Raw genomic sequence first — 15,694 nt, 5'->3', positions numbered from 1 at the left:
GGCCGCGCGGCCGCTCGACAGGCCTGGGTTCGCAGGGGACGAAGCCCTGGCACGCCGGTGGCAACAAGGCCCGGCCGCCGCTGGCGCGACACCGGGGAGGCCCGTGGGCCGCCAGTGGGGCCGAAGTGCAAAGGGAGGGTCGAATGCGGCAGTGGAAACGCTGGAGTTGGGCCGGAGTGGTGGCGGTCGTCGCGGCGGGGTGTGGTGACGAAGGAAGCAAGCCGCCGCCTCCGTTCGGCAACGAGCCCGTGCGGCAGGAGGCCCGGCTGGAGACCTTCCCCGGCTGCGAGGCCCTGGAGCAGCACATCGAGGACACCGCGACGAAGCAGATGCGCGCGGTGCTGGAGGTCTACAAGCAGTACACCTACGGGGGCGGCCGAGGGGGCGAGGCGCCGCCCACGGTGGACGCGCCGCAGGAGGACTCCGCTGGAGGCGGCGGCAGTCCCAACGACTACACGGGCACGAACAACCAGGTGTCCGGCGTGCACGAGGCCGACTTCGTGCAGAACGACGGCACGCGCATCTTCGTGCTGTCGGGGCAGCGGCTCTACCTCCACCGCTCCTGGCCCGCCGAGCAGCTCGCGCGGACGGCCGCGCTGGAAGTGGAGGGCTGGCCGCGGGAGATGTTGCTCGACCCCGAGCGCAACCGGCTGGTCATCACCTCGGCGGTGTCCGAGCCGCGGCCGGGCTCGGGCTCGGGAGGCCGCGTCACGGACGGGCCCGCCGTCGACTGCGCCGGCTTCGGCTGTGGCTACGGGCACGGCAACACCGTGAAGGTGACGGTGGTGGACGTGGCGGACCTGGAGGCGCCGCGGGTGATGGAGCAGGTGTACCTGCCCGGCGGCTACCTCAGCGCCCGTCGCGTGGAGGGCGCCGTGCGGCTGGTGGTGTCGGACGGGTTCCGCTGGCCCGCGGACGTGCGCCTCTACCCCGACTATTCGCCGGGCCTCTTCGACAACCGCATCCGGCTGAGCGCGCACATCGACGCGCTCATCCAGCAGAACGAGCAGGCCATCCGCGCGCAGACGCTGGCGCAGTGGCTCCCGCCCGGGCGCCGCGTGACGGCGGATGGCGAGGTGAAGCCGCTCTCGTATGACTGCACGTCGTTCTACCGCACCAACGCGCCCACGGGCCTGGGCCTGGTGTCGGTGCTGTCGCTGAACCTGGACGCGAGCGAGTCGGAGCCTGGCCGCACCAGCCTGGTGGCGGCGCCCGGCGAGGTGTACGCGTCCCAGGACGCGCTCTACCTGGCGGCTCGCCACTGGTGGTGGTGGCCGGAGCCGGGCCAGACGACGCACACGTACCTCCACAAGTTCGACATCCGCGACCCGGACCAGGCCACCTACGTGGGCAGCGGCACGGTGGAGGGGTACGTCGTCAACCAGTTCGCCATGGACGAGCATGAGGGCGTGCTGCGGGTGGCCACCACCGTGGAGCTGCCGAGGGAGGAGGTCGCGGGGGATGGCGACGCCGTGTGGACGCCTCCGGAGACGGTCAACCGCGTGGTGACGCTGCGCGAGGAGGGCGGGCACCTGAAGCAGTTGGGGCGCAGCGAGGACCTGGCCCGGGGCGAGCGCATCTTCAGCGCGCGCTTCGTGGGCACGCGCGGCTACGTCGTCACCTTCCGGCAGGTGGACCCGCTCTTCACCTTCGACCTGAGCGACCCGGCGCACCCGCGCAAGGTGGGCGAGCTGAAGATTCCCGGCTTCTCCACCTACATCCATCCGTTGGGTGACACGCACCTGCTCACCTTCGGCGAGCACCGCAACGAGGACGGCACCTGGCAGGACCGCGCCCTCAAGCTGTCGCTCTTCGACGTGAGCGACCTGGCGAATCCCCGGGAGACCTTCACCCACCAGCTGGGCTCGATGAGCAGCCACAGCGAGGCGCTCCACGAGCACAAGGCCTTCACCTACTTCCCCGCCAAGGGATTGCTGGCCCTGCCCTTCATGGACTGGGATTACAACGCCTCCGACTACTGGTCCGGCTTCCGCAGCGAGCTGCGCGTCTTCCGCGTGGACACGGCCACGGGCTTCTCGCCGGTGGGCACCGTCTCCGTGCGGGACATGTACCAGGCATTCAACTTCCAGCACTGGAGCTGGTACTGGCAGCCCACGGTGCGCCGCAGCATCATGGCGGACGACTACGTGTACGCCATCTCCGACGCGGGCCTGCGCGTGTCCCACGTGAACAGCCTCCAGACGCCGCTGGCCACCGCGCCCTTCCTGCCGCCGGCGGCCGGCAAGCCAGGGCCCCTGGAGCCGTGACGCGGGGCTGACGGGCGGCTCGCCCCTGGGACGCCGGGTGTCCCAGGGGACGTGTCACGGGGATGTGGCCAGGCCTCCCCGTCAGGCGAGGGGTCGCGGCGCGTCGGACGTGGGCAGCGCATTCCCTACCGGAAGGCGCTATAGGCGCACTCCCCATGTCCACCGCCGTCTTGCCGACGTCCTCCGTGAATTCTCCCCGCACCGAGCTCCGGGAGCTGGCCCGGCTGGCGGTTCCCATCGCCATCGCCCAGGGCGGGCAGGCGCTCATGGGGCTGGTGGACACGCTGGTGGTGGGGCGCGCGGGGACGTCGGCGCTGGCGGCGGTGGGGCTGGGCAACGGCCTCTTCTTCGCCGTCAGCGGCTTCGGCATGGGCCTGATGATGGGCTTCGACCCGATGATGTCCCAGGCCATGGGCGCGCGGCACTTCACCCGGGCCCGGGGGCTGCTCTGGCAGGGCGGCTGGCTGGCGCTCTTCTCGGGCTTGTTGCTGGGCTCGCTGCTGCTGCTGACGCCGCCGTTGCTGCTCCTGGGGGGCATTGGCGAGGCCGAGGTTTCGGGCGCCCGGGACTACCTGTTGTGGCGCGCGCCCAGCATGCCGCTGATGCTGGCCTTCCTCATGGTGCGCTCGTATTGCCAGTCCACGGCCTACACACGGCCGCTGGTGATTGCGACGGTGGCGGCCAACGTCTTCAACGTGGCCGCGGACGTGCTGCTGGTGTTCGGCGGTGAGGTGTTGCCGGCCGCCTTCGGGCCGCTGCGGGAGATTCCGGCCATGGGCGTGGCGGGCTCCGCGATGGCGACGACGCTGTGCACCGCGTTGCAGCTGGCCGTGGTGGTGTTCGCGGTGCGGGCCAGGCCCCTGGCGGGCGCCGAGTCCTCCACGCGCCTGCCCGTGTGGGCGGACCTGGCCCGGGCGGTGAAACTGGGCACCCCCATTGGCCTCCACTTCGCCGCGGAGATTGGCGTGTTCGCGCTGGCGGGGGTGCTGGCGGCGGGCCTGGGGCCGGCGAGCGTGGGGGCGCACCAGATTGCCATCTCCTTCGCGAGCGTCACCTTCACGGTGGCCATGGGCATCGGCAACGCGGGCAGCGTCCGGGTGGGCTGGGCGGTGGGGGCGCGCAACGGGCGGCAGGCGCGGCTGAGTGGCTTCATGGCCTTCGCGGGAGGCGCGGGCTTCATGGCGCTGGGCGGGCTGTTGTTCGCGCTGTTCCCGACGCCGCTGGCCCGGCTGGCGGGGGCGCCCGAGGACGTGCTGCCGCTGGTGGTGCCGCTGCTGATGGTGAGCGCCGTCTTCCAGGTGTTCGACGGCGTGCAGGGCGTGGGCGCGGGCGTGCTGCGCGGCGCGGGCGACACGCGCTTCACGTTCCTGGCCAACATGGTGGGGCACTACGCCATTGGCTTGCCGCTGACGCTGCTGCTGGGCTTCAAGCTGGGCCTGGGGGTGGTGGGCATCTGGTGGGGCCTGTGCGCGGGCCTCGTCACCGTGGCGGTGGCGCTGCTGTGGCGCTTCAACCGGATGAGCGCGGGCGCGCTGCGTCCAGTTGAAGCGTAGCGGCGCGCGGCGCGGCTACCAGGGCAGGTACTGCTGAATCATCTGCCGCCACACGGGCCAGTCGTGCGTGCCGCCCTGCCACACGGCCAGGTGGTTGCCGATGTCCTTCTTCCACAGCACGTTGGAGAGGTGCTCGTTGGAGGGGCGGCAGAAGTCGTGCTCGCCCACCGCCAGCACCAGCTCCACGCGCTGGAGGGCGGAGAGCTGCGCGGGGTCCGTGAGGTTGGGCAGCCACTCCGTGCATGAGTGGAAGTAGACGTCCGAGTCGTGGTGGCCGTCGAGGAACTCGTCCGTCTCGAACTTGCCGCCCATGGACAGCAGGCGCCGGAAGACGTGCGGGTGCCGCAGTCCAATGTTGTACGCGTGGAAGCCGCCGAAGCTGCACCCGGCCAGGGTGAGGCGCCCGCCGGTGCCGCGGCTCTTGAGCAGGGGCACCACCTCGTGGAGGAGGTAGTCCTCCCACTGCTGATGGCGGACGACGCGGTCATGCGGGTGGATGGCGGTGTTGAACCAGGACTCCGCGTCCACCGAGTCCGGGCACACCACGATGTACCGGCCGGACTGGACGCGGTCGGCGATGGCGCCGATGAGGCCGAAGTCCTCGGCCTGGAAGAAGCGGCCCTTGCTCGTCGGCAGCAGGAGCACGGGCTCACCCGAGTGGCCGAAGATGAGCAACTCCATGTCGCGGTGCAGTCGCTCGCTGTACCAGCGGTGGTATTCGCGGTTCATGGCGCGCAACTTAATCGCAATGCGTCAAAGGCCGCGACTGGCGTGCAAGGCCTGCCCGCCGGACTGCCGGGAGTGAACACCTGGGCGGATGTCTGACTTTGCCGAGTCGGCGGCTACCCGCCTGGGGGTTCGTTGCGGCCCCTACGGCTGGCGCGGCCTGTGGGGCCGGAAGCCTGCCCGCATTCCTCGCGCTCGGGCATACCACCGTGGGGGGAGCGCGCGCTCCGGCCGTTCGTAGGACAAGGCACCTTGTGCCAGTCACCGGACGGAAACCAGAATGCAGACGCGCAGGTCCGCTTGTGCCGCTGGACGCGCGGTCGGTGGGGGGAGTGCCATGACGAAGGACCTCGGGCGTCCGGAGCCGTCCGCCGTGCCACGCGTGGTGACGGCGGAGCCCTTGGCGCACGTGACAGAAGCGGGGCGTCCTCATCTGCTGCGCGAGCACCTGGAGGCCGTGGGGCAGTGGGCCGCGAGGCTGGCGCCGCGAGAGGACTTGCGCGCGCCGGCCCTGGCCACCGGGCGCTGGCACGACCTGGGCAAGTACACACAAGACTTCTGGTATCGCATCCGCGCGGAGAATGGCTTCGAGGCGCACCTGGAGAAAGAGGGCGCGCTGGAGCGAGACCACTCGACGGCCGGGGCGCTCTGGGCGCTGCGCCGCGACCCCCGCTTGCTCCCGCTGGCCCTGGCGATTGCCGGACACCACGCGGGGCTGCCGGACCTGGCGGCGTTCAAGGAGCGCCTGGGGCGCAAGGAGAAGCAGGCGCTGCTCGCGGACGCGAGGGCTCGGTGTGATGTCCCCGCCTTGCTGGATGGGCCGCTCGGCTTCGAGCCGGACGCGCTGCTGCGGCTCGAGCCGCTCCGGTTGGAGCTCTGGACGCGGATGCTCTTCTCGCTCTTGTGCGACGCGGACTTCCTGGACACGGAGGCCTTCTTCGACGCGAGCCGGGGCGCGGAGCGCCAGGTGCCGGTGTCGCTGGCTCAGCTCGCCGAGCGCCTCCGTGGCTTCCTGGAGGAGAAGCAGCGCGAGGCCCCGGACACGGAGGTCAACCGGGTGCGGCGCGAGGTGCTCTCCGCCGCGGTGGAGGCCGCGTCCCTGCATCCAGGCGTCTTCAGCCTCACGGTGCCCACGGGCGGGGGCAAGACGCTGACGTCCATGGCCTTCGCGCTCGAGCACGCGCGGCGGCATGGGCTCCAGCGCGTCATCGTCGCCATTCCCTATACGTCCATCATCGAGCAGAGCGCGGGCGTGTACCGCCAGGCCTTCCAGGGGCTGGAGCACGCCGTCATCGAGCACCACTCCGCCGTCGACCCCGGGAAGGAGACGCCGCTCAACCGCGTCGCCAGCGAGAACTGGGACGCGCCCGTCATCGTTACCACCACGGTGCAGCTCCTGGAGAGCCTCTTCGCCCGCCGCCCGTCGGCGTGCCGCAAGCTGCATCGGGTGGCCCGGAGCGTCATCGTGCTCGACGAGGCGCAGACGCTGCCGCCGTCGCTGCTGGCGCCCATCCTGGATGGCCTGGGCGCGCTGGTGCAGGACTACGGCTGCTCCGTGGTCATCTGCACCGCCACGCAGCCCGCGCTGGGCCGCCGCCCGGACTTCCAGGAGGGCCTGCCGGACGCGCGTGAAATCGTCCCGGCCTCGGTGCGCGCCTTCGAGCGCCTGCGCCGGGTGCGGGTGCGGTGGCCCACCCTGGGACGCAAGCTCCCCTACGCCGAGCTGGCCGACGCCGTGGCGGCCGAGCGGGACGTCCTCGCCGTGGTCCACCTGCGGGACGACGCGCGTCGGCTCTGCGAGCTCGTGGACGCGCGGCTGGGGCACCAGGACACGCTGCACCTGTCCGCGCTGATGTGTCCGGAGCATCGCTCGGAGGTGCTCGCGGGTATCAAGGCCCGCAAGCGGCGTGGGGAGCCGGTGCGACTGGTGGCCACGCAGCTCGTCGAGGCGGGCGTGGACCTGGACTTCCGCGTCGTCTTCCGTGGGCTTGGAGGACTGGACTCGCTGGCCCAGGCCGCGGGCCGGTGCAACCGGGAGGGGGTGCTGGACGGGCTCGGCGAGCTGCGCGTCTACGAACCCGAGACCCAGCCTCCCCGAGGCGTTGCGCGCGCCGCCCAGGACGTGACTCGCGGTCTGCTGGAGCAGGCGCCCGACCTGGACCTGTTCGCGCCCGAGAGCTTCCAGCGCTACTTCGAGCGGCTCTATGCCACCCGCAAGCTGGACGAGAAGGGCATCCAGGACCTGCGCAAGAAGCTCCACTTCGAAGCGGTGTCCAAGGCCTTCAAGCTCGTCGAGGACGACTGGAGCGCGTCGGTGGTGGTGCCCTACGCGGGCTGTGAGGCGCACCTGGAGGCGCTGCGCCAGCGAGGCCCCTCGCGGGAGCGGCTGCGCGCGCTGCAACGCTTCACGGTGTCGGTGAACCGCGGGCTCCGGGACGCCTGGCTGGAACGGGAGTTGGCTCGGCTCGCTTCGGAGACGGTGGCGTACCTGGGGCCCGAGCACGGGCCCGCGTATCACAAGCGCTTCGGCCTTCTGCGTGACCAGGTCGGCGTGCTGGACCCGACGTTCCTCATTCCCGGCTGAGACACGCTTCAGGAGGTGTGGATGACATCGACGGCAGGCAGGCGGTTTCGCGTGAGGGCCCGAGGGCCCGTGGCGTGCTTCACGCGGCCCGAGATGAAGGCGGAGCGCGTCAGCTACGAGGTGATGACGCCTTCGGCGGCGCGCGGCGTGCTGGAGGCCATCCTGTGGAAGCCGGCCATCCGCTGGCACGTCCACGAGATTGCGGTGCTCGCGCCGGTGAGATGGACGAGCTTCCGCCGCAACGAGGTCAACAGCCGCGCCACGGTGGGCAGGTTCGACTACGCGGCGGACGAGGACCGGGCCCAGCGCAACACGGTGGCGCTGCGGGACGTGGACTACGTCATCACCGCGTCCTTCACGCTGGTGCCCGGGAAGGCGGGGCCCGAGGACAACGCGCGCAAGTTCGAGGACATGTTCGAGCGGCGCCTGGAGCGGGGCCAGTTCTTCCATGCGCCCTACCTGGGCTGCCGCGAGTTCGCGGCCCGGGTGGAGCCCGCCGAGGACGGCCTGCTGCCGCACGAAGCGGGCAGCGGGCGGCGGCCCTTGGGGCTCATGTTCCACGACTTCGTCTTCGACGTGCCCGGTGAGCCCGTGCGTCCCGAGTTCTTCCAGGCGTTCCTGGAGGATGGGGTGTTGCTCGTGCCGCCTCGGGCGCAGGTGCTGGGGGGAGGTGCCTCATGATGCTGACGGCACTGAACGACTTCGCCCGTGAGCGCGGGCTCACGGATGACCTGTTGTACGAGGTCAAGCCCGTGGACTTCTTCATCCGCATCAGCGCGGCGGGGAAGTTCGTCACGCTGGAGAGCACCGCGGGAGAGGACGGGAGGGGAAAGCCCCTCTCGATTCCCCGGCTGCCGCAGCGGGCAGCAAACATCGCGGCGGGCTTCTTCGCGGACAATCCGAAGTACGTCCTCGCCTACGAGAAGGGCACGCCCAAGACAAAGGCTGGAGGCGTGGAGAAGCGCGTAGCCCGGCTGGAGGCCTTCCTGAAGCCGGTTCGGGAGGTCGCCGCGGAGACGAAGGACCCGGAGGCCCGGGCCGTGGAGGCCTTCCTTTCGAACGAGGCCGAGCGGAGCAAGGTGCTGGCGGCTCGCGACGCGGAGGAATGGACGGGCTCCGAGCTGCTCGCCTTCGTCGTCGGTGAGGCCACCGTGCCCGTGCATCAGAACCCGGCCATTCGCGCCTGCTGGGAGCGGCGCTCCGGAGAGAAGCGCGCGCTGGGGCGGACGGCGCGGTGCCTGGTGACAGGACTGGAGGGGGTGGTGGCCGTCACCCATCCCAAGCTGAAGAACGTCCCGGAGGCTCAGCCGGCGGGCGCTTCACTGGTCTCCTTCAACGCGCCCGCGTTCTCGTCGCACGGGCTGGAGCAGGGGGACAACGCCCCCGTCTCCCAGGAGGCGGCGCTGGGCTACGTGCTGGCGCTCAACGACATGCTCCGTGGGACGGAGCAGCGCCGCTTCCGGCAGGGCATTCAATTGGGGGACGGCTCGGTGCTCGTGTTCTGGACGCGCGCGTCCGCGTCTGAAGAGAGCCTCCTGCTGTCGTGGATGGACCCGACAGAGGAGGACCTCCAGCGCTTCGCGGAGTCGCCGCTGCAGGGTCTGGAGCCCGGCGAGCTGGATGACCGCGCCTTCTACGCCGTCACGCTGGCGGGCAACGCGGGCCGCGTCGCCGTGCGTGACTGGTTCGAGTCGCGCGTGGGCGAGGTGAAGCAGAACATCCGGCGCTACTTCGATGACCTGCGCATCGGGCAGGCGCCGGCGAAGCCAATCCCCGTCTATCGCCTGCTCAAGGCCGTGGAGGCGCCCTCGGGGCGTGGCCTGTCGCCGGACGTCGCCACGCGGATGCTGGGCGCGGCGCTGCGAGGACAGCCCTTCCCGCGCCAACTCCTGACGTCCGCGCTGGACCGACTGCGGCTGCCTCCCTCCGACGACCGATTCGAGCGCGAACAACTGCGGCTCCGCGTCGCGCTCATCAAAGCCACCCTGCTGCGACTCCCTCGAAGTGGAACCACTCCCCTGGAGGTCTCCGTGTCATTGGACAAGAACAACGCCTCGCAGCCCTATGTGCTCGGCCGCCTCTTCGCCGTGCTGGAGCGGTTGCAAGGCGCGGCGCTGAAGGACCTCAACGCCACCATCCGCGACCGCTACTTCGGCGCCGCGTCTCGCAACCCCGTCACCGTCTTCCCCCGGTTGCTTCAGCTCTCCGTCCACCACGCCTCCAAGGCGGCGGAGAACGGCAGGTGGCTGGAGCGGACGAAGGGAGAGGTGATGTCACTGCTTCCTTCGCAGCGGCCATTCCCTCCCGTGCTTGACCTGGAAGCGCAGGGCCTCTTCGCCGTCGGCTACTACCACCAACGCGAGGCGTTCTTCACCAAGCGCGAGGCGCCGGCTCCTGGCGAGCCCGACGCGTCCATCTCCTGACGTTCCCCCGTCTTCACCCCATTCCCAGAGGAAGCGCCATGACCGACCTCAAGCAGCGCCACGACTTCGTCCTGTTCTTCGACGTGCTGGATGGAAACCCCAATGGAGACCCCGACGCGGGCAACCTGCCCCGCATCGACGCGGAGACGGGCCACGGGCTGGTGACGGACGTGAGCCTCAAGCGCAAGGTGCGCAACTTCATCCTGCTCACGCAGGAGGGCAAGCCGGGGCTGGACATCTTCGTGAAGGAGAAGGCCATCCTGAACAACCGCATCGCGGACGCGTACAAGAGCCTGGGCATCGACCTGAGCGAGAAGCCCGCCCGCGCCGAGGACGGGAAGAAGCGGAACAAGGACAAGGAGGCCCAGGGCTCCGAGGTGGACAAGGGCCGCGCGTGGATGTGCAAGACGTTCTTCGACGTCCGCACCTTCGGCGCAGTCATGTCCACGGGGCCCAACGCGGGGCAGGTGCGCGGGCCGGTGCAGCTCACGTTCGCGCGCTCGGTGGACCCCATCGTGTCGCAGGAGCACTCCATCACCCGCATGGCCGTGGCGACGGAGGCCGAGGCCGAGAAGCAGGGCGGTGACAACCGCACCATGGGCCGGAAGAACACCGTGCCCTACGCGCTCTACCGCGCGCACGGCTTCGTCTCGCCGCACCTGGCGAAGCAGACGGGGTTCGGCACGGAGGACCTGGAGCTGCTCTTCCAGTCCTTCACGCACATGTTCGAGCTGGACCGCAGCGCCGCGCGGGGGCTGATGTCCATGCGCAAGGTGGTGGTCTTCAAGCATGGCTCGGAGCTGGGAAACGCCCCTGCGCACGCGCTGTTCGACCGCGTCCATGTGGCGCGCACCCAGCCGGAGAAGCCGGCGCGGAGCTTCTCTGACTACGAGGTCCGCGTGGACAAGGCCGGGCTGCCCCAGGGCATCGAGGTGCTGGAGCTGGCGGGATGAGCGCGGACCGCGAGACGTGGGTGGCGCTGTCGGCGCTCCAGCACCTGCTGTACTGCGAGCGGCAGGCGGCGCTCATCCACGTCGAGCGGCAATGGCGCGAGGACGTCAACACCGCCTCCGGGCGGCTGCTCCATGAGCGCGTGGATTTGCCGGGACATGACGCGCGGGTGGGGCGGCGGGTGGAGCGGGCCGTGTTGCTGGGCTCGCAGCGGCTGCGCGTGTCCGGGCGCGCGGACCTGGTCGAGTACCAGCGAGACGCGAAGGGGGCGGGCTGGCGGCCCTATCCGGTGGAGGTGAAGCGCGGCCGGCGCAAGGCGGGTGAGGCGGACCGCGTGCAGCTCTGCGCGCAGGCGCTGTGTCTGGAGGAGATGCACGGCGTGGACATCCCGGAAGGGGCGCTCTTCTACGGGACGGAGCACAAGCGTGAGGCGGTGCGCTTCGACGCGAGGCTGCGTCAGCGGACCGAGGACGCCATCACGCGCATGCACGAGGTGCTGCGACGGCAGGAGGTCCCTGTCGTGGCGCGCGCGCCCCGGTGTGACGGGTGCTCGCTGGAGCCGCTGTGTCTCCCGGGGGTGACGGCGGGGCAGCGGAGCGCCCAGGACTTCCTGGCGCGGTGGCTGGACGAGGACGGCTGAACGGAGGAACCCATGACGACCGCGCTGAACACGCTGTTCATCACCGCCGAGGGGACTCGCCTGAACAAGGAAGGCGAGTGCGTGGTGGTGACGGTGCAGGAGCAGAAGAAGGCGGAGGTCCCCTTGCGGCACCTGCGCTCGGTGGTGTGCCTGACGCGCGCGTGGCTGACGCCGGAGTTGATGGAGAGCTGCCTGGAGGCGGGCATCCACGTCTCCTTCTTCGGGATGACGGGGCGCTTCCTGGCGCGGGTGGAGGGCGTGCCGGGCGGCAACGTCCTGTTGCGGCGGCAGCAGTACCGGGCGGCGGATGATGTCGCTCGCTCGGTGGCCATCTCCCGGGCGCTGGTGGTGGGGAAGCTCGGGAACGCGCGGCAGTTCGTGCTGCACGCGCGACGTGACGCGGCGCCTGAGCGGCAGGAGGCCCTGTCGGGGACGGCGCGGCGGCTGTCGGAGCACCTGCGCGCCCTGGGCCGCGTGGAGGACCTGGAGCAGGTGCGGGGGCTGGAAGGCATCGCGGCGCGTGACTACTTCGAGGCCTTTCCGTCGCTGCTGAAGAAGAGCGCCAGTGGTTTCGAGTTCGATGGCCGCAACCGGCGGCCCCCGAGGAATCCGCTGAACGCGATGCTCTCGTTTGGCTATGCGCTGCTGGCGCAGGACTGCGCGGGGGCGCTCGCGGGCGTTGGGCTCGACCCCGCCGTGGGTTTCCTGCACGAGGACCGTCCGGGGCGCCTGTCGTTGGCGCTGGATTTGATGGAGGAGTTCCGTGCGCCGGTGGTGGACCGGCTCGTCTTCTCTCTGGTGAACCGGGGGCAACTGAAGCCCGGGGACTTCCGCACGGAGTCGGCGGGGGCCGTGTTGCTGAAGGACGATGCGCGCAAGACGTTCCTCGTGGCGTACCAGGAGGCGAAGCAGGTGGGGGTGCGGCACGCGTTCCTGGGGCAGGAGACGACCTGGGGCATGGCGCCTCACCTGCAAGCGCTGCTGCTGGCGCGTCACCTCCGAGGGGAGCTGGACGGCTACCCTCCCTTCGCGATGCGCTGATGCGTAGCTTGACTGTGTTGATTTGTTACGACGTGCGGGTGTCGGACCCCCAGGGGCCCCGGCGCCTGCGCAAGCTTGCGCGGGCTTGCAGAGACCATGGCGTACGAGTGCAATACTCTGTCTTCGAGTGTGTCCTGGAGCCGAAGGACTGGGTCGTCCTGCGCGCCCGCTTGCTTGGCGTATTTGACTCGGAATGCGACAGCCTGCGCTTCTACTTCCTGTCGGAAGATGATGCCCGGAAGACGGAGCATCACGGCGCCAGGGCACCCCTGGACGTCGAGGGGCCCCTGGTCCTGTAGGCCCCCGCGAACCGCTCCCGGTGTGTGCTCCGTCGAGGGTTCGCGCTCTTTGAAATCCCGAATAGATTCAGTGGGTTGGGGCAGTGGGCGGCAGGAGCGGCGGGGCGCTTTCGTGGCGGCGAGGGCCGGTTCGCGAAATCCGGCCGGATTCCGTAGTCAGAACGCTATGTTGGAGAGGTGGAGTCGCTCCCCGTGAACGCGGGGAGCGTGGGTTGAAACTCCCGCCCCTGGGCAACGTGCGCGGCGACAGCGTCGCTCCCCGTGAACGCGGGGAGCGTGGGTTGAAACTAATTGATGCCACGTCAATTGAGCTAGAAGGAAGTCGCTCCCCGTGAACGCGGGGAGCGTGGGTTGAAACGAGGTGTCGCTAAAGGAGGTTCGCGCGCTGGTGGTCGCTCCCCGTGAACGCGGGGAGCGTGGGTTGAAACCTCATGCGCAAGCAGTTGGAGAAGGAGCGCGCGTCGCTCCCCGTGAACGCGGGGAGCGTGGGTTGAAACATGGACGCACTCTAAGCGAGAAAGGGGCCGCCTGTCGCCAGGCCTGATGCGTTTTCTCGGGGTCGGATTTGAAGAAGGGTCGTCGGGTCGCGGGGTTGCGCGCGGGAGGGGTGAGCGGATTCGTGCACCACCTGACGGGTGCCCTGGATGATCGCCCCCTGGCGGGTGGGTTGTGCTCGAAACTGAGCGCGGCAGCCGGAGGCGGAGGGACGGGGCCGGCGAGCCCCATCCCCCCTATGCCCCGCTCCGCGAGACGCGTGGACCGGGGCGAGAAGGAGTCGAGCATGGGTGGACTTCGAGGACAACAGCGGCGCGTGCTGCGACAGGCGCGCCTGCAGTGGGATGACGCGGTGAGGGACCCGCGAGACGCGCGTGGCACCCGCCATGAGCACCTGGGCCTGTTGGGGCTGGTGGTGGCTGGCTTCGCGGTGGGCAAGAAAGGGTTGAAGCAGGCCGCGCAGCTGGCGGGGGATGTGGGAGCGCGGACGCGCAAGCGACTGGAGTTGCCGCATTCGGTGAGGGCTCGACGCTCTGGCGTCTGCTGCGCAAGCAGCAGACGGACGGCCTGCGGGAGACGTTGAGGGCCCAGGCGTGCGAGGTGCTGGAGGATTCGAGCGCCCCCCGCCTGCCATTTCCCTTGGGCGTGGTGAGCGTGGACGGCAAGAGCCTGTGGACGACGCACCAGGGCGAGGTGGAGGGGCTGGAGGCCGTCGCCAACGACGAGGAGGGCCGCGCACTGTGGCGACTGGGCGCGCTGCGGGCCGTGCTCACCAGTGCGCTGGCGGCGCCCTGCCTGGACTTGGAATTCATCGGAGCCAAGGAGGGTGAGTCTCCGGCCTTCCGGCAGTTGCTTCCGCGGGTGGTGGAAGCCTTTGGCGAGCACTTTGGGGTGGTGACGGCCGACGCGGGGCTGACGGCCGCGCAGAATGCAGCCTTGGTGCGAGAGCTGGGCAAGCACTACTGTTTCGGGTTGAAGGCCAACCAGCCCACCCTTCACGAGTACGCCATGCGGGCCATCGCCTCCAAGCAGTGCCCAGCCCGCTCGCGCACCGAGGAGCGGGCGCATGGGCAGACAGTGGTGCGCGAGTTGTGGACGCACGCGCTGACGCCCGACGAGGTGGACTTCCCTGGAGCGCGCACGTTGCTGCTGGTGCGTCAGCAGCACTGGGACGACGAGGACAACCTCCGGGCGGAGGACTACCGCTACTTCGTCACCTCGCTGGACACCACCGTCTTCAACTTCCACCAACTGCTGCGGCTGGTGCGGGTGCACTGGGGCATTGAGAATCGCCACAACTGGACGCTGGACGTGGTGCTGGGCGAGGACGCGCGCCAGCCCTGCCGCCCAACGCGCACGGCCCTGGAGGTGGTGGCCTGGCTGCGGGCGATGGCCTTCAATCTGCTCGCCTGCTTCAGAACGCGTCTGCCTCCGCAAGGCCGTCACCTCGTGGAGTGGACACGCGCGTGCGAGCTGCTGCGCGACAGCCTCGTCCATGGACGACGACAGACGGCATTGGCCACACCGGACTGAGGGCTCGCCGGCCCTCCCTCCGCTTCTGGCCGCCACTCTCCTCCATGCGCACGGCGCCCCGGCCGAACGGCGAAGCTTTGCCGCACCGCGCCTCACTCTCACGCGGCCTCCTCACGAAATCGCAGACACCCGAGAACGCATCAGGCCTGCCGCCTGTCGCTCCCCGTGAACGCGGGGAGCGTGGGTTGAAACATGAGAAGTCGTACTCGGACATGTCGGTGATTTGTCGCTCCCCGTGAACGCGGGGAGCGTGGGTTGAAACCTCCCGGACCCCACCAATGAAGAGGAGACAGGCGGTCGCTCCCCGTGAACGCGGGGAGCGTGGGTTGAAACAGGACATCCGCGTCATCCTGACGCACGGAGAGGGTCGCTCCCCGTGAACGCGGGGAGCGTGGGTTGAAACTCTTCCGCGTCACTGGGCTGGTGGACTGCCAGTGGTCGCTCCCCGTGAACGCGGGGAGCGTGGGTTGAAACCCGCTTTGTCGTGTCGTGGCCCCTGAGGGCCAGTGTCGCTCCCCGTGAACGCGGGGAGCGTGGGTTGAAACGACTGAGGGAGGGCGACCCGGTGCCGCTGAAAAGTCGCTCCCCGTGAACGCGGGGAGCGTGGGTTGAAACGCGAGGAGTCGGATGAAGGCCCGAATGGCGTCGGGTCGCTCCCCGTGAACGCGGGGAGCGTGGGTTGAAACAGCGGCTCTTCGCAGCGGAGGCGGCGCGCTCGGGGGTCGCTCCCCGTGAACGCGGGGAGCGTGGGTTGAAACGCCTGGACGATTACGAGCGATGGCAGGGACTAGTCGCTCCCCGTGAACGCGGGGAGCGTGGGTTGAAACGCCCCCAGGTGTGGTGTGTTGGGGGTGCCCGCAGTCGCTCCCCGTGAACGCGGGGAGCGTGGGTTGAAACATGGCATGCTGCGAGGATGCGCCCAGTGGACGCTGTCGCTCCCCGTGAACGCGGGGAGCGTGGGTTGAAACAGCACCCCAACGAGGACCTCACCCTGCCCCCGGGTCGCTCCCCGTGAACGCGGGGAGCGTGGGTTGAAACCACTTCAGCCGGTGCGCGCACGGTGCAACTGTGGTCGCTCCCCGTGAACGCGGGGAGCGTGGGTTGAAACTCGACAGGTGCGCGAGCGACATGCTTGGCGCCGTCGCTCCCCGTGAACGCGGGGAGCGTGGGTTGAAACTGGCA

12 protein-coding genes and 2 CRISPR repeat arrays (1 of these 14 running past the window's edge) are annotated in these 15,694 nt (G+C 69.9%); of the genes, 11 read left to right on the top strand and 1 reads right to left on the bottom strand.

The annotated features are described in order from the left end of the window. Nucleotides 1-143: 143 nt before the first annotated feature. Both KGD87_RS24315 and KGD87_RS24310 read left to right on the top strand, forming a co-directional pair. Entirely contained in the window at nucleotides 144-2,267 is a 2,124-nt protein-coding gene (locus KGD87_RS24315; RefSeq protein WP_284662947.1) for a beta-propeller domain-containing protein, read from the top strand. Between the two features lie 155 nt (nucleotides 2,268-2,422). Then, on the top strand, nucleotides 2,423-3,820 hold the full coding sequence (locus tag KGD87_RS24310; RefSeq protein WP_284662945.1) for an MATE family efflux transporter: 1,398 nt from the start codon (nucleotides 2,423-2,425) through the stop codon (nucleotides 3,818-3,820). A gap of 15 nt (nucleotides 3,821-3,835) precedes the next feature. Here the strand turns inward: KGD87_RS24310 and KGD87_RS24305 are convergent, their stop codons facing one another. Next, nucleotides 3,836-4,549 carry an esterase family protein gene (locus tag KGD87_RS24305; protein ID WP_284662944.1) on the bottom strand — a complete coding sequence of 238 codons (714 nt, stop codon included), beginning with the start codon at nucleotides 4,547-4,549 and terminating at the stop codon, nucleotides 3,836-3,838. A gap of 334 nt (nucleotides 4,550-4,883) precedes the next feature. Between KGD87_RS24305 and KGD87_RS24300 the strand changes: the two genes are divergently transcribed. From KGD87_RS24300 to KGD87_RS24260, 9 genes are all read left to right on the top strand, one after another. After that, complete coding sequence (locus tag KGD87_RS24300) at nucleotides 4,884-7,130, top strand: CRISPR-associated endonuclease Cas3'' (protein ID WP_284662942.1); 2,247 nt, start codon at nucleotides 4,884-4,886, stop codon at nucleotides 7,128-7,130. A 21-nt stretch (nucleotides 7,131-7,151) separates the two neighbouring features. Then, nucleotides 7,152-7,811, top strand: a complete 660-nt coding sequence (gene cas5c / locus KGD87_RS24295; protein WP_284662940.1) for a type I-C CRISPR-associated protein Cas5c — start codon at nucleotides 7,152-7,154, stop codon at nucleotides 7,809-7,811. Beyond that, nucleotides 7,808-9,553: a type I-C CRISPR-associated protein Cas8c/Csd1 gene (gene cas8c, locus KGD87_RS24290; RefSeq protein WP_284662938.1), complete on the top strand. Its 1,746-nt coding sequence runs from the start codon at nucleotides 7,808-7,810 to the stop codon at nucleotides 9,551-9,553. Before cas5c ends, cas8c begins: the two co-directional genes overlap by 4 nt. A gap of 38 nt (nucleotides 9,554-9,591) precedes the next feature. Beyond that, nucleotides 9,592-10,506: a type I-C CRISPR-associated protein Cas7/Csd2 gene (cas7c, locus tag KGD87_RS24285; RefSeq protein ID WP_284662936.1), complete on the top strand. Its 915-nt coding sequence runs from the start codon at nucleotides 9,592-9,594 to the stop codon at nucleotides 10,504-10,506. After that, on the top strand, nucleotides 10,503-11,144 hold the full coding sequence (cas4, locus tag KGD87_RS24280) for a CRISPR-associated protein Cas4 (protein ID WP_284662935.1): 642 nt from the start codon (nucleotides 10,503-10,505) through the stop codon (nucleotides 11,142-11,144). The genes cas7c and cas4 overlap by 4 nt, the downstream gene beginning before the upstream one ends. A 12-nt stretch (nucleotides 11,145-11,156) precedes the next feature. Then, a complete protein-coding gene (cas1c, locus tag KGD87_RS24275) occupies nucleotides 11,157-12,185 on the top strand; it encodes a type I-C CRISPR-associated endonuclease Cas1c (protein ID WP_284662933.1) in 1,029 nt (342 codons plus the stop codon). Then, nucleotides 12,185-12,484, top strand: a complete 300-nt coding sequence (gene cas2 / locus KGD87_RS24270) for a CRISPR-associated endonuclease Cas2 (protein WP_284662931.1) — start codon at nucleotides 12,185-12,187, stop codon at nucleotides 12,482-12,484. The genes cas1c and cas2 overlap by 1 nt, the downstream gene beginning before the upstream one ends. A gap of 182 nt (nucleotides 12,485-12,666) precedes the next feature. Further along, nucleotides 12,667-12,981: direct repeats of the CRISPR family, unit length 37 nt; unit sequence GTCGCTCCCCGTGAACGCGGGGAGCGTGGGTTGAAAC. 284 nt (nucleotides 12,982-13,265) lie between these two features. Then, nucleotides 13,266-13,562, top strand: coding sequence for a hypothetical protein (locus KGD87_RS24265; RefSeq protein ID WP_284662929.1), 297 nt, complete (start codon nucleotides 13,266-13,268; stop codon nucleotides 13,560-13,562). Beyond that, the gene (locus tag KGD87_RS24260; RefSeq protein WP_284662927.1) at nucleotides 13,559-14,512 is read left to right on the top strand and encodes an ISAs1 family transposase; all 954 of its coding nucleotides are present in this window, start codon (nucleotides 13,559-13,561) and stop codon (nucleotides 14,510-14,512) included. Before KGD87_RS24265 ends, KGD87_RS24260 begins: the two co-directional genes overlap by 4 nt. Nucleotides 14,513-14,667: 155 nt before the next feature. Next, a CRISPR array of direct repeats spans nucleotides 14,668-15,694; the repeat unit is 37 nt; unit sequence GTCGCTCCCCGTGAACGCGGGGAGCGTGGGTTGAAAC; it runs 1,483 nt beyond the window's last position.

The sequence above is a fragment of the Myxococcus sp. SDU36 genome (assembly GCF_030168875.1).
GTDB lineage: Bacteria > Myxococcota > Myxococcia > Myxococcales > Myxococcaceae > Myxococcus > Myxococcus vastator.
Note: the sequence above shows the minus strand (reverse complement) of the source record. Positions and strands in the feature narration are given on the sequence as shown.

What these genes read in the sequence shown, in the direction of transcription:
- cas5c (WP_284662940.1), top strand. Translation starts at nt 7,152, where the DNA reads ATGACATCGACGGCAGGCAGGCGGTTTCGCGTGAGGGCCCGAGGGCCC.
- cas8c (WP_284662938.1), top strand. Translation starts at nt 7,808, where the DNA reads ATGATGCTGACGGCACTGAACGACTTCGCCCGTGAGCGCGGGCTCACG.
- KGD87_RS24265 (WP_284662929.1), top strand. Translation starts at nt 13,266, where the DNA reads ATGGGTGGACTTCGAGGACAACAGCGGCGCGTGCTGCGACAGGCGCGC.
- cas4 (WP_284662935.1), top strand. Translation starts at nt 10,503, where the DNA reads ATGAGCGCGGACCGCGAGACGTGGGTGGCGCTGTCGGCGCTCCAGCAC.
- KGD87_RS24310 (WP_284662945.1), top strand. Translation starts at nt 2,423, where the DNA reads ATGTCCACCGCCGTCTTGCCGACGTCCTCCGTGAATTCTCCCCGCACC.
- KGD87_RS24315 (WP_284662947.1), top strand. Translation starts at nt 144, where the DNA reads ATGCGGCAGTGGAAACGCTGGAGTTGGGCCGGAGTGGTGGCGGTCGTC.
- cas7c (WP_284662936.1), top strand. Translation starts at nt 9,592, where the DNA reads ATGACCGACCTCAAGCAGCGCCACGACTTCGTCCTGTTCTTCGACGTG.
- KGD87_RS24305 (WP_284662944.1), bottom strand. Translation starts at nt 4,549, where the DNA reads ATGAACCGCGAATACCACCGCTGGTACAGCGAGCGACTGCACCGCGAC.
- cas2 (WP_284662931.1), top strand. Translation starts at nt 12,185, where the DNA reads ATGCGTAGCTTGACTGTGTTGATTTGTTACGACGTGCGGGTGTCGGAC.
- KGD87_RS24300 (WP_284662942.1), top strand. Translation starts at nt 4,884, where the DNA reads ATGACGAAGGACCTCGGGCGTCCGGAGCCGTCCGCCGTGCCACGCGTG.
- cas1c (WP_284662933.1), top strand. Translation starts at nt 11,157, where the DNA reads ATGACGACCGCGCTGAACACGCTGTTCATCACCGCCGAGGGGACTCGC.